The 12011-nt window shown below is 62.4% G+C and carries 12 protein-coding genes and 1 pseudogene; 7 read left to right on the forward strand and 6 right to left on the reverse strand.

Annotation, left to right across the window (positions count from 1 at the left end; all coding sequences use genetic code 11):
• From trpA to trpB, 3 genes and pseudogenes are all read right to left on the reverse strand, one after another.
• Positions 1–88: pseudogene (trpA, locus tag N5A92_RS25200) on the reverse strand (tryptophan synthase subunit alpha); the annotation flags it as partial.
• Entirely contained in the window at positions 85–414 is a 330-nt protein-coding gene (cutA, locus tag N5A92_RS25205) for a divalent-cation tolerance protein CutA (RefSeq protein ID WP_260907214.1), read from the reverse strand. The gene cutA and the pseudogene trpA, both read right to left, overlap by 4 nt.
• 3 nt (positions 415–417) lie before the next feature.
• The gene (gene trpB, locus N5A92_RS25210) at positions 418–1638 is read right to left on the reverse strand and encodes a tryptophan synthase subunit beta (RefSeq protein ID WP_260907351.1); all 1221 of its coding nucleotides are present in this window, start codon (positions 1636–1638) and stop codon (positions 418–420) included.
• Between the two features lie 261 nt (positions 1639–1899).
• On the opposite strand from trpB, the gene N5A92_RS25215 reads away from it, so the two are divergent.
• The 7 genes from N5A92_RS25215 to N5A92_RS27595 all read left to right on the forward strand — a co-directional run bounded on the left by N5A92_RS25215 (position 1900) and on the right by N5A92_RS27595 (position 9567).
• Complete coding sequence (locus N5A92_RS25215; protein ID WP_260907352.1) at positions 1900–2850, forward strand: AraC family transcriptional regulator; 951 nt, start codon at positions 1900–1902, stop codon at positions 2848–2850.
• A 227-nt stretch (positions 2851–3077) separates the two neighbouring features.
• On the forward strand, positions 3078–4523 hold the full coding sequence (locus tag N5A92_RS25220; RefSeq protein WP_260907215.1) for a xylulokinase: 1446 nt from the start codon (positions 3078–3080) through the stop codon (positions 4521–4523).
• Positions 4524–4559: 36 nt separating this feature from the next.
• Positions 4560–5474: a sugar ABC transporter substrate-binding protein gene (locus tag N5A92_RS25225; RefSeq protein WP_260907217.1), complete on the forward strand. Its 915-nt coding sequence runs from the start codon at positions 4560–4562 to the stop codon at positions 5472–5474.
• 11 nt (positions 5475–5485) lie between these two features.
• The gene (locus tag N5A92_RS25230) at positions 5486–6997 is read left to right on the forward strand and encodes a sugar ABC transporter ATP-binding protein (RefSeq protein ID WP_260907219.1); all 1512 of its coding nucleotides are present in this window, start codon (positions 5486–5488) and stop codon (positions 6995–6997) included.
• A 14-nt stretch (positions 6998–7011) separates the two neighbouring features.
• Positions 7012–7941 carry an ABC transporter permease gene (locus N5A92_RS25235; RefSeq protein WP_260907221.1) on the forward strand — a complete coding sequence of 310 codons (930 nt, stop codon included), beginning with the start codon at positions 7012–7014 and terminating at the stop codon, positions 7939–7941.
• Positions 7938–8648 (forward strand): GntR family transcriptional regulator, encoded by a 711-nt coding sequence (locus N5A92_RS25240; protein ID WP_260907223.1) that lies wholly within the window; start codon positions 7938–7940, stop codon positions 8646–8648. Before N5A92_RS25235 ends, N5A92_RS25240 begins: the two co-directional genes overlap by 4 nt.
• Before the next feature lie 640 nt (positions 8649–9288).
• A complete protein-coding gene (locus N5A92_RS27595) occupies positions 9289–9567 on the forward strand; it encodes a DUF2380 domain-containing protein (protein ID WP_425248644.1) in 279 nt (92 codons plus the stop codon).
• 199 nt (positions 9568–9766) lie between these two features.
• Here N5A92_RS27595 and N5A92_RS25245 read toward each other — a convergent pair whose 3' ends face one another.
• The 3 genes from N5A92_RS25245 to N5A92_RS25255 all read right to left on the reverse strand — a co-directional run bounded on the left by N5A92_RS25245 (position 9767) and on the right by N5A92_RS25255 (position 11803).
• A complete protein-coding gene (locus tag N5A92_RS25245; RefSeq protein WP_260907225.1) occupies positions 9767–10372 on the reverse strand; it encodes a L,D-transpeptidase in 606 nt (201 codons plus the stop codon).
• Between the two features lie 49 nt (positions 10373–10421).
• Positions 10422–10565, reverse strand: a complete 144-nt coding sequence (locus N5A92_RS25250; RefSeq protein WP_260907227.1) for a hypothetical protein — start codon at positions 10563–10565, stop codon at positions 10422–10424.
• A 122-nt stretch (positions 10566–10687) separates the two neighbouring features.
• Positions 10688–11803, reverse strand: a complete 1116-nt coding sequence (locus N5A92_RS25255) for a Gfo/Idh/MocA family protein (protein WP_260907229.1) — start codon at positions 11801–11803, stop codon at positions 10688–10690.
• Between the last annotated feature and the right edge of the window lie 208 nt (positions 11804–12011).

The raw sequence follows: 12011 nt of genomic DNA on the forward strand, positions 1-12011 counted from the left end.
GATCACCGCCCATGAAATAGGTCACCAATGCCGGCCGGTTCTCCTGCCTGAGCCTGACAAAAAGCGTATCGATGCGCGTGGCGGTCATGCCGGTTCCCTTGTTTCCTTGCGCAGCCAGTCGGCATACTGCTGGTCGATGTCGCTGATCGCCGTCGCCACGATGGAGGGCGTATCGAAGGGGTGCAGCGGTCGCACGATGTCGCAGACGGCGTCGAAATGCTCCGCACGCGTCTTGAGCAACAATGGCACTTCTTCCGCCGTCTCCACCGCCCCCTGCCAGCGATAGCGGCTGGCGATGGGTGCGAAGATATTGGCGCAGGCGGCGAGCCGCTCGGCGATGCAGGCGTCGGCGATCTTCTCCGCCGTCTCCCGGTCGGGACAATTGACCCATATGTCGACGAAATGCAGCGTCATGGCTCAGATGTTCATGTCGAGATGCTTGGCGACGGAAAAGACGTCTTTGTCGCCGCGCCCGCACAGGTTCATGACGATGATCCGGTCTCCTGCCATCTTCGGCGCGCGCTTGATGACCTCCGCCAGCGCGTGGCTGGGTTCGAGCGCGGGGATGATGCCCTCGAGCCTCGTCAGAAGCTGGAATGCTTCCAGCGCTTCCGTGTCCATGATCGGCACATATTCGACGCGGCCGGACTCCTTCAGCCACGAGTGCTCCGGTCCGATGCCGGGATAATCCAGCCCGGCGGAGATAGAGTGCCCGTCCTTGATCTGCCCGTCCTCGTTCTGCAGGAGATAAGTGCGGTTACCGTGCAGCACGCCCGGCTGGCCCGCCGTCAGCGAGGCGCAGTGCTCCTCGCCCTCAAGCCCCTTGCCGCCCGCCTCCACGCCGACGATGGCCACGCTGCGGTCGTCGAGGAAGGGGTGGAACAGGCCGATGGCGTTCGACCCACCGCCGACGGCGGCCACCAGCATATCCGGCAGCCGGCCTTCGGCCTTCATGAGCTGCTCTTTCACTTCCGTGCCGATCACCGACTGGAAGTCGCGCACCATCTCCGGATAGGGATGCGGGCCGGCGGCGGTGCCGATCAGGTAGTAGGTGTCCTCGACGTTGGTCACCCAGTCGCGCAGCGCCTCGTTCATGGCGTCCTTCAGCGTGCCGTGGCCGGCGCTGACGGGCTTCACCTCCGCACCCAGCAGCTTCATGCGGAAGACATTGGGCGCCTGCCGCTCCACGTCCGTGGCGCCCATATAGACGACGCAGGGCAGGCCGAAGCGAGCGGCTACGGTGGCGGTGGCAACGCCGTGCTGGCCCGCCCCCGTCTCGGCGATGATGCGCGTCTTGCCCATCCGTTTGGCCAGCAGGATCTGGCCCAGGCAGTTGTTGATCTTGTGGCTGCCGGTGTGGTTCAGCTCGTCGCGCTTGAAGTAGATCTTGGCACCGCCGAGATGCTCTGTCAGCCGCTCAGCGAAATAGAGCGGCGAGGGACGGCCAGTATAGTGCGTGCCGAGATGTTCCAGCTCAGCCTTGAAGGCCGGATCCTTCTTCGCCGCCTCCCAGTGTGCCTCCAGGTCGAGGATCAGCGGCATCAGCGTTTCGGCAACGAAACGACCGCCAAAAATGCCGAACATGCCCTGTTCGTCAGGTCCGGTGCGGAAGGAGTTTGGTCGGGTCTGCATGATCATCATTGCCGCCTCCCTCGCGGCGCTTTTCAATCGTGCGCATGTGCGAAGGTGACAAGTCAAACGGGCAGTGGCGTGAGACTAAAAGCTCGAAGGGCCTGAATTGTAGGGATGGGACGTTTCGGGAGTTTGCAATCACCGGGCCAACTTGTTCCAATCCTCTTTTCGTGCCCGATTAGCGCAGTGGACAGAATTTCGGTACCTGCCTAATCTGCCGCAATGATGGTACCTGATCTCACCGAAGCGTCGAACCGGCTCAGTCAGGTGCCGGGATTGCGTACGCTTCATGTCGCCGAGGCCGTAGCCGCGATTTCGGCGCGCTACCGTCCGCACAGCCTGATGATGCCAAAGGGCGAGACGGCACTTGATTTCCGCCACCACGCCATCGTCTGCGAAGGCGCTTCTCTCAACCTTCTGCGCTACGGACCGGATGTGGTGGTGGAAGCCGGCATGTTCGACAGCTTCTACATGCTCGAATTCCCTTTAAGCGGCGGCGCCGATGTCCATTATGGCAATCGGCGTGTCTCCTCACGCAAAGGAAGCGGGCTTATCCTGTCACCTGGCTCCTATGTACGCTCTAATTGGCACGCCGACACAACACAGATTATGCTGCGGCTGGAGCGCAGTTACGTGGAACGCGCCTACCAACGGTTCGTTGGCAGGCCGCTTCGTTCGACGCCGGTCTTTGCGCCGGAGATCGATCTCGCTATGCTTGCTGGACGCCGGATTGCCAGGCTCATCGGCCTGATGGTCGCCGAGCAGTTGGAGATTTCCTCGTCTTCATTTGCCGCCCCCTCACCCGCGCCGCTGGTAAACGCCGTGCTTGAAACGGTGTTCGAGCACATCCCGTGCACCGCCGTCGAAACAGCCAGTGCAATCGCTGGGGGCCCGCTACCGTATTATGTGCATCGGTTCAAAGCGATACTCGACGATACCTCCATGCTTGGAATGAGCATCGGTGCGCTAGCGGCACGGATCGGCGTGTCGCAGCGTACGCTTACCAACGGCATGCGCCGCTTCGTCGGCGTGTCTCCGCATGAGTACCTGACGATGCGCCGCATGGAGCACGCGTGTATGCTTCTGGAGCACAGCGACCTGTCGGTAGGCGATATTGCTCGTCACGTCGGCTACGCCAATGCCGGGCGCTTTGCCGCCACCTTCAGGCGCTATTCCGGCGCCAACCCTGTGCAGTTTGGCAAGTTCTTCCGCGCGTAGCTTGTCGCAACCAGTTGGCGGGTCAGATTGGGAAGATATTGTCCCATTTGGGAAACGTGCGGACTAGCATCACCGGATTGTCGTTGACAAGCGATCGCCGGCCGCATGCTCTCCAGGTTCGAGGCGCTACGTGGTGGTTCCCAAGCATCCAGCATCACCAGAACGTAGGCCGAACGCGAGGAGGGGGTGATAGCGTTCGAATGGGAGCGGGGCTGAATCGGAATCTCTTGGTCGTTGACGTTGGCTCGTCAGCTTTGAAAGCTGTCGTCTTCGGCGAGGACGGGACAATCCGCGCAGTTGCATCGCATCAGATCAAGACGCGATCAGGTGCCGACCGATCGCAGGAGCAGCATCCCGAAGACTGGTGGTCTGCACTGAAGGCAGCGCTTGCGGAGATAGCAGACAGAAAATTCGTCGCGGCTATCGCCTTTACCGGTTCAATGCAGAACCTTATTCCACTTGCCAGCGATGGTCTGCCGCTTGGGCCAGCTGCTCTCTACTCGGACCGGCGGCTCGATGAAGCGGATGTTAGTGCGCTTTGTGAGCAGCTCCCCGAGGACTACGCGCAGCGTACCGGTAACCATTTCGATCCTGCGCACACTATCCTTAAGCTGATGCGGGTCGAACGTTTCCTGCCAGATGCCGCCCGAGGAAAGGACGTGCGTTGGGCCTTCGGAGCCAAAGATGCGGTCACCTTCCGACTGACAGCGCAGAGCGTTACCGACCCGACGACGGCCTCCACGACCGGTCTGATGAACATGGCCACGTGCGGCTGGGACGGCGCGCTTTTGAAATGTGCCGGTCAGGATACCAGGGCCCTGCCGAAGATATTGCCAGCCAACGCAGTCGTCGGGCCACTCTTGCCTGCGCCGGCGAATGAACTTGGGCTGCCTGCAGGAATACCGATTTATAATGGTGCCGGTGATGCCGCGGCTGCCACCTGGGGCGCCTTTGCCGACAGGCCTGGCGCAGCCTATGCCTATCTTGGCACGACCGGATGGGTGGCGGCCACCCTGCCGATGCGCGAAGCGGCCCCGCCGAGGACGATCTACACGCTCGCGGATCCTGTCCGGTCGGATCACGCCATCATCATCTCGCCGTTTCTTACGGCGGGGGCTGCCATGGACTGGCTGGCCGAGCTGGTGGGAAAACCGGTCGATGCGTTGCTTGGCGAGGTGCAGCCGGCGGATCGGACGCCGCCGGCTCCCCTTTTTCTCCCCTATCTGTCGGGCGAGCGTGCGCCGTTCGAGGATCAGCGCGTGCGCGGCGCCTTTCTCGGTCTCGATCGTGTTCACGACGGCGGCGCGCTGGCCTATGCCGTGATGGAAGGTATCGCCTTTGCCGTCCGCCACAATCTGGAACATGCGGGCCTGCCGCCGTCGCCGCTGACGATCATCGGCGGTGCCGCGCGCCACATCTTGCAGCAGCAGATGTTGGCCGATGCGTTGAAGCGTGAGATTTCTATCCCCGACGACAGCCTGGAGATGACGGCGCTGGGTGTATTGCGGATGGTGGCGTCCAAAGCTGGCATCACCGTTGATGACGATGCGCTCAAACATGCCAGCAAATCCATTGCCCCGCACCGCGAGCGGATAGACCGCGCCGACCGACGGTACCAGGCCTATATGGCCGCATCAGATTTCGCGCGCGAGCAGGCCGCACGGCTGGGCTAGGATCGAAAGACAGGGAAACGGACAGTGGAGGAGATGATGAAACGGACACTTTCGATGCTGACCACATTGGCGGGCGTGAGCGCGGCAACCGGGGCGTGGGCTGAGGACGTGGCGGTGCTTACGCCCTACCTCAGCTCTGTTGCCACCAACGAGATGGTGGAGACGTTCACCACCGAATCCGAGGCCAAGGGCTGGACCGTCAACGTGCTCGACACACGTGGCGACTTCCAGCAGCTTGCCAGCCGCATCGAAGACGTGACCAATGCCGGCGTCGATGCCATTGTTCTGGTCAGCGTCGATCCCAATCAGGTGGGCGACCAGGTTGCCGGCGCGGCCGAAAAGGGCATTCCAGTTTTCGCGCTCGACGGGGCACTGGCCGACGGGGTGAGCGCCAACATCACCACCGACAATTTCGCTCTCGGCACGATCCTGTCGGACTACCTGTTCGAGTCGCTCGGCGGCGAGGGCGATATCGTCAAGTTCTTCCATTCGGCGCATCCGGGCGTACGACAGCGCGAGCTCGCGTTAGACAAGGCGCTTGAGGAGAACCCGAACATCAAGGTGATCGCCGAGCACTACGTGCAGGTCCCGGGCCCGATCGACAATGCACGCCAGGCGATGGAGACCTTCATTCGCCAGCACGGCGAGGCGATCGACGGCGTGTGGGCTGCATGGGACGAGCCGGCCATCGGCGCGCTTCTGGCGCTGCAGAGCGACATGCCGGATTCCGACATCGTGATCGCCGGCATCGACGGCAATCCGCAGGCCGTCGACCTGATCGGCCAGTGCACCAACTTGGTCGCCACAGTACGTCAGGACTTCCCCGGCATTGCGCGGGCGGCGGTCGAGGAGATTGAAACTGTGTTGGACGGCGGCGAACCCAGCAGCAAGGAGATTTTCGTCGACGCTATGGTCGTCGACCGCGAAAGCCTCGGTGCTGATTGCAAATAGTCGCCACCGCGATGCTCGAGATCGAGGAGCTCAGGAAACGGTTCGGCGGTGTCACGGCCCTCGACAGTGCACGGATGCGCGTGGCCGCCGGGCGTGTTCATGCGCTTCTCGGCGAAAACGGCGCCGGCAAGTCGACATTGCTGAAGTGCCTGTCGGGTGTTGACCGTCCCGACGGCGGCACGATGCGCATCGGCGGGTACGCCTACGCGCCCGCCGACCCGCATGCGGCGGAGGATGCGGGTCTGCGTTTCGTCCACCAGGAACTCAACCTCGTACCCAGCTTCACCGCATACGAGAACGCTTTCGTCGGCCGCCGCTATCCACGCAGGCTCGGGCTCGTCGGGTGGCGCGAAATGCGCGCGCGCTTCGCAGAGGTGCGCGACCGGCACGGGATGGAGCTCGACATCGACGTGCCAGTGGGACGGCTTTCCACGGCCAAATGCCAGATCGTCGGGATACTGCGCGCGCTCATGGACGAAGCACGGGTCCTGGTGCTCGACGAGCCGACCGCCTCCCTTAGCGAAGGCGAGGCAAAGACCCTGCGCAAGATCGTCCGTGGGCTTGCCGACCACGGCTGCGCGGTCATCTTCGTCTCGCACCGGCTCGACGAGGTCTTTGCCGTCGCCGACGACTACACAGTCTTGCGCAACGGGCGCACGGTGGGCGAAGGCAGCCTGAGCGACGAAACGCGCGACCAGATCATCGCCCTCATGGCGGGCGAGGAGTTCAAGCACGAGCGCGCGGCGCTAACAAGGACCGGTGCACCGCTGCTCAAGCTTTCGGGTTTCACGCCTGCATACTTCCGTCCGCCGCTCGATCTCACGGTAAATGCGGGCGAGATCGTCGGCCTTTATGGCGTGATCGGCAGCGGCCGGTCGAGCCTTCTTGCCTCCATATGGGGCGCCAATTCGCTGGCGCGTGGTGAAATCAGGATCAAGGAAAGGGCACTGCCTGCAGCCGGGATTGCCGAACGCATCGCGGCGGGCGTGGCCTATGTTCCCGAAGATCGGCGCAACCGCGGGCTCGTCATGCACCATTCGGTGCTGGACAACGCAGTGCTCCCGCGCCTGTCGCTCTATCGCGCGGCATCGAAGCTGCCGGTCCCTTCCTGGCGTGCCGCGCGCCGCGGCATCCGCAGGCTTCTTGCAGACGGCAACGTGAAATACGGAAAGCTCTCCGACCGCGTCTCCACGCTCTCGGGCGGCAATCAGCAGAAGGTCATGATCGGCCGCTGGTTCACCGATGAAGCATGGCTTTTCCTGCTCGACGAGCCGACGCGTGGCGTCGATGTGCGCTCGAAGGCGGAAATTCATTCGATGTGCCTGCGCCTGGCCGAAGACGGTGGTGCTGTCCTGTTCGTCACGAGCGACATCGAGGAGTTGTTGATGCTTGCCGGCCGCGTACTGGTGATGGCGCACGGCCGCATCACGCTCGACGCGCCGAACCATGCCGTCACGCGGCAATCGATTCTCGACGCAACATTCCACGCACCCGATCGCGACCCAATTCGCAAAACCGGCTAGCCGGGAGGTATACTGTGAGTTTTTCCGCCCGCTACGGAACCCTGATCGGCCTTACGGCTATTGTCGCTCTCTTTTCGGCTCTGTCGCCGGAGGCGTTCGCCAGGACGTCCAATCTCATCAACATCACCCAGCAGATGTCGCTCCTGGCCATCGTGGCGCTGGGAGCGACCTTCGTCATGTCGCTGTCGGAGTTCGACCTCTCGGTGGGGGCCGTGGTGTCGATGGCGGGCATTGTCTCCGTCAGCCTTTTTGGCGCCGGCTGGGGCATGGTTCCCACGATCGTCGTCACGCTTGTGGCGGGCTTCGCCGTCGGCTGCATTAGCGGCTTTTTGGTGGCAACCTGGCGCATGCCGAGCTTCATCATGACGCTGGCCATGGGCACGATCGTCGGCGGCTTGACCTTCTGGATCAGCGACGGCGCCACCCTCTTCGGCAATATTCCCAACGCGTTCAGGGATATGGGCCGGGGCTATCTGGCGGGCGCGCCGGTGCTGACGCTTTGGGCGCTGGCGGCGACAATCTTTGCCGCATTCATCCTCGACTACACCGAGCTCGGACGGAAGATGCTGGCCATTGGCGGCAATCGCGAGGCGGCACGGCTGACCGGCGTGCCTATCGTGCCCACGAGCGTCTACGCCTTCGGCTTGTGCACGCTGCTTGCCGCTGTCGCCGGCCTCCTGCTCACCGCCCGGCTAGGCAGCGCCCACCCCACCGGCGGTAATGGGTTTCTGCTCCAGGCCTATGCCGCCGTCTTCCTGGGCATGACGGCCTTTCGTGACGGCCAGCCCAACGCGCCGGGCACTTTGCTGGGCGCTGCGATCATCGCGGTTGTCGCCAACGGCCTCACCATCCTTGGCGTCCCCAACTATCTCCAGGACATCTTCACCGGCCTCATCATCATCGCCGCGGTTCTGGTGCGCAATGTCGGGCACAAGACCCAATGACAGCTGGAGATACCGGCCTGGCTTATATGCGGGTCGCGCGGGCGATCGCCGCGGAGCTTTCTAATAGCTTCTGGAAAACGGGCGACGCGATTCCCTCCGAATTCGACCTTGCGGCGCATTTCTCGGTCAGCCGCAATACGATCCGCCAGGCTCTGGCCCTGCTTCAGAGCCAGGGGATCGTATCGAAAGGCCAGGGTCGACGGACCGTTGTTGAACGGCGGGCCATCCGGACGGACAAACAGCATTTGACGGACTTTCCTTCCGCCGCACGCGAAGCGGGCTTCCGGCCGGACACCCGGCTTCTTTCGGTCAGAAAAATGCCTGCCGGACTGACGGAAGCACACGTGCTTAGCCTTTCCGTATCGGAACCGGTTTCGGAGATCTGCCGCGTCCGCATTCTGGAGGGCCGGCCGGCCGTGCGGCAGGTTTCGATCATTCCCGGAACGATCGCCGACGGATTGCCCCTGCACGCGTTGCGCACCCGCTCTCTCTACAAGCTGGTGCGGGCACATCACGTTGACACGCTCGTGCTTGCCTCCCAACATGTGTTCGTCGCCGCCGCCAGCGGCCGCGAGGCATCGGACCTGAAGATCGACGAAGGAGCGCCGTTGCTTCGTATCCAGAGGCTCGTCACCGATGGCGAAGGCGGTCCGGTCGAATATTCCGATTCAGTCGTGCGGGACGACGTGTTTCTCTTCTCTACCTAGATGCGAATGCTGGGCGCACATGCACCAATAGTGTTGGCCACCTTCTGAACACGTTCCAGCAGCGGTTTCGCGCTGGAGAAAAGCCAGATCTCAAAGACCGAAAACGCCGAGCTAGTCGCTCATTACATCAATTCTGGTCTTTCGGGCTTCGAAAGTGCCCATCCAAGCAGCTTTCCGGCGGCATGCGCAAGCGCGTGGCGATTGCCCGATCGCTCGTGATCACGCATCGCATCTGGCGACGGCACAGTGTTCCGCTGGACGCGCCAAGACATCATGCCCGCGGCCGCCCCTGATGCGGGTCAACCTCTGTCAGCGTGCCGCCGTGCTCGTGGCCCGTCAAGGGCAAGTTGCTGCGCGATGGCTTTCGCCACCCTTGACCGGCGACTGCGCGCGGCCGGCAGAGGCGAAGCCAGGTTAGCGGCTTCTCGCCTGCAACTAGCAAGCACGACAAAAGAAGCGTTAGCTACCGCCACCTAGCTGGTATCCGTTCAAAAGTTCAGAGGGATTGATGCCGCAAGCGCGAGGAGCCGATGTGAGAGTCCTCTCTGGTCGTTGAGGTCAAGCTGTTCCTGTCGTTGGTCTCGGACCGATCCGCGGCTCACACGCTTCTCTTCGCGGTCGGCGCTTTTGCCGCCGCATGATGGGGTCAGAGGGCGAGGCGCCTCAATCTGTGCCACGACCTTGGACTGGACGCACTTTCAACGCAGGCGAGAAAAGCGATGCCGGATATTTGCTGATTGGAGAGGTCCACAAGATGAGCACCCTGGTCGGCTGGGTGAAGTTCGCAGTGTTGGATTTGAACAGCAATAGACCTGTGTGCGATCGGTTTTTGAGCTACCGGGGCGATAATGACGAGGCGTGGCGGCAAGCAGCAGCGTTCGCTGTGCGTGACATCGAAAGGCACTGCATTCCGAAGTAGCCGCCGGAAATGCGGTCCCAGCCGTCAGGCAGCTCGTCGAGAACACCCGGCTGGCTGCAGATCTTAGCAAGCCATTTGGCTCTTCTTCTGCGCGTTCCAGTAGTTCTCTATTGAGAGCTCAATGCCCGGCCATCGTGGGCCTGCAGGATAATCGCACCGGTTCACTCCCGCAATTCACCGGATAGCCGCGCAATCACGATCAAGCCTGGACGACGACCACTCTGGCGCCAACCGGCACACGTTCGTACAGGTCGATCACATCATGATTGACCATTCGGATACAGCCGCTCGAAACGGCTCCGCCAATCGTCTCGGGTTGGTTCGTGCCATGAATGCGGAACATGGTGTCACGGCCGTTCCGATAAAGGTAGAGGGCGCGGGCACCAAGGGGATTTCTTGGCCCACCAGGCACCCCACTGGCGTACTGAAGATAACGTGAATCGCGCTGCATCATGTTTTGCGTCGGGGCCCAACTCGGCCATTTGGCCTTTCGGCCAACGACTGCATTGCCGCGCAATGTCAGTCCTTCTCGCCCCGCTCCAATTCCGTACCTGATCGCCCGCCCATTGCCGAGAACGTAGTAGAGCCGACGCTCCGGGGTATTCACGACCACCGTTCCAGGAGAGTAGTCTCCACCGAACGCGACTTCCGTGCGCCGAAGTTCAGGCCTGATCTGCGAAAGCGGGATGGCGTTTACAGGGAACGGCTCATCCGTGAGAGCTGCATAATTTGCGAATTCGGCAGAAACGCAGCCACCAACGAAGAGAGGTAGTCCGACGATAAAGGTCCTTCGCGAGAGTGGCATGAGCGTTCCTCCGCAGCTTCGAATGTCCAAGGTGTTTATGTCGTTATGGTTAATGAACAGTTGGCGTGATTCCCTGCCCCGCTGGCAAGGAAATACTCAAGGCCAGCGACGAGACACAGACCGCATCGAGGCCGATGCCTTCGCCCATCTGTCCGACGGTGACTTTAACGAGCTGAGCCGAATTATCAGTCATCTCCTGTCCTGGCTGAGGACGGCCCGCCGTACGTTGGACGAAGGAGAAGCCACTGAATGACGCCAGAGCGCACTCAGATCATGCGCAGCATTAAAGCATAGCTGTTCAGGTAGATCTACGGATCAAGAGACCCTCGTCCAGCCGCCTTCCACCGACCGATAGATCGCCTCCAGCGTGCGTTGCACCTCCAGCCCTTCTCGGAAATCAGCATGGCCGGTCTCCTCGCCGGCGATCGCCCGCACGAGGTCGCACACTTCAATGGTCTTGAGGTCGTTGAAGCCGAGCTGGTGGCCGGGCGCCACGCAGAACGCACCGTAGGGCTCGTTGGCGGGCCCGGCCAGTATCTTGCGGAAACCGTCGCGCCCGGCCTTATCGGAAGTCACATAGAGGTCGAGCTCATTCATGCGCTCGCCGCAATAGGCAATGGAGCCGCGCGAGCCGGTGATCTCGAGATCCTGCCGCATCTTGCGTCCGCCGGCGATCCAGCTTGCCTCCAGAACACCGTTGCAGCCGTTCTCGAAACGCAGGAAAGCGCGGCCGATATCCTCCACCTCGACGGGCTTTCGCTTGGCCGAGCCGGCGCCATCCGGGCGCGTGGCAACCAGCGTCGCCACCTCCCCGCACACCTCGGCCACAGGCCCTACCAGATAGCGCGCGGCGGCGATCAGGTGGCTGCCGAGGTCTGCCAGCGCCCCGCCGCCGCCGGCCGGGTCCAGCCGCCATGTCCACGGCGCCTCGGTGTCCATCATGAAATCCTCTGTGTGGATGCCGCTGAAGGCGCGGATTTCGCCGATCTCGCCGCTGTCGATGATCTCTTTTGCAAGGCGCATCATCGGGTTCTTCAGGTAGTTGAAGCCGACTGCGGTGACGACGCCCTTTGCCTCGGCCGCCCTCGCCATCTCCTCTGCCTCGCTCGCCTTCGGAGCCAGCGGCTTCTCGCAATAGACGTGCTTGCCCGCCGCAATTGCCGCCAGTGCCATCTCCTTGTGCAGGAGATTGGGTGAGGTGACCGAAACGATGTGGATGCGCGGATCGGCGACGAGGCGGCGCCAGTCAGCCGTCGATTCGGCAAAACCGAAGGCCGCTGCCGCACGCGCGGCCTGCTCCTCGCCGACGTCGGCCAACATGACCGGCTGCACCTTTACCGGTAAATTGAACACGCGGGCGACATTGTTGAACGCGAAGGCGTGCGTCCTGCCCATGAAACCCGAGCCGATCAGCCCCAGTCCCAGCTCCATCCCGCTTCTCCACGCAGATCTGTGATTTTGGCGACCGCCGACGAAACGTGTAGATGGTTACCGCCGGATCGTAAAGCCGCTGTGAGAGCAGACGCCGATCACTCCTACTATAGGTGCCTTCGACATCATGACGTGCGGGCGCCAAGTGGTGAAGACCTAACGCTTGGCGCCCGTGATAGATGTCTGCTTCGCGGACACCGTCCGTCCC

This window comes from Chelativorans salis, assembly GCF_025336525.1.
In the GTDB taxonomy this organism is placed as follows: domain Bacteria; phylum Pseudomonadota; class Alphaproteobacteria; order Rhizobiales; family Rhizobiaceae; genus Chelativorans; species Chelativorans salis.

Coding starts and splice junctions, on each gene's coding strand:
- N5A92_RS27595 (WP_425248644.1), top strand. CDS start 9,289: ATGGGGTCAGAGGGCGAGGCGCCTCAATCTGTGCCACGACCTTGGACT.
- N5A92_RS25230 (WP_260907219.1), top strand. CDS start 5,486: ATGCTCGAGATCGAGGAGCTCAGGAAACGGTTCGGCGGTGTCACGGCC.
- N5A92_RS25250 (WP_260907227.1), bottom strand. CDS start 10,565: ATGACTGATAATTCGGCTCAGCTCGTTAAAGTCACCGTCGGACAGATG.
- N5A92_RS25225 (WP_260907217.1), top strand. CDS start 4,560: ATGAAACGGACACTTTCGATGCTGACCACATTGGCGGGCGTGAGCGCG.
- N5A92_RS25255 (WP_260907229.1), bottom strand. CDS start 11,803: ATGGAGCTGGGACTGGGGCTGATCGGCTCGGGTTTCATGGGCAGGACG.
- trpB (WP_260907351.1), bottom strand. CDS start 1,638: ATGATCATGCAGACCCGACCAAACTCCTTCCGCACCGGACCTGACGAA.
- cutA (WP_260907214.1), bottom strand. CDS start 414: ATGACGCTGCATTTCGTCGACATATGGGTCAATTGTCCCGACCGGGAG.
- N5A92_RS25240 (WP_260907223.1), top strand. CDS start 7,938: ATGACAGCTGGAGATACCGGCCTGGCTTATATGCGGGTCGCGCGGGCG.
- N5A92_RS25245 (WP_260907225.1), bottom strand. CDS start 10,372: ATGCCACTCTCGCGAAGGACCTTTATCGTCGGACTACCTCTCTTCGTT.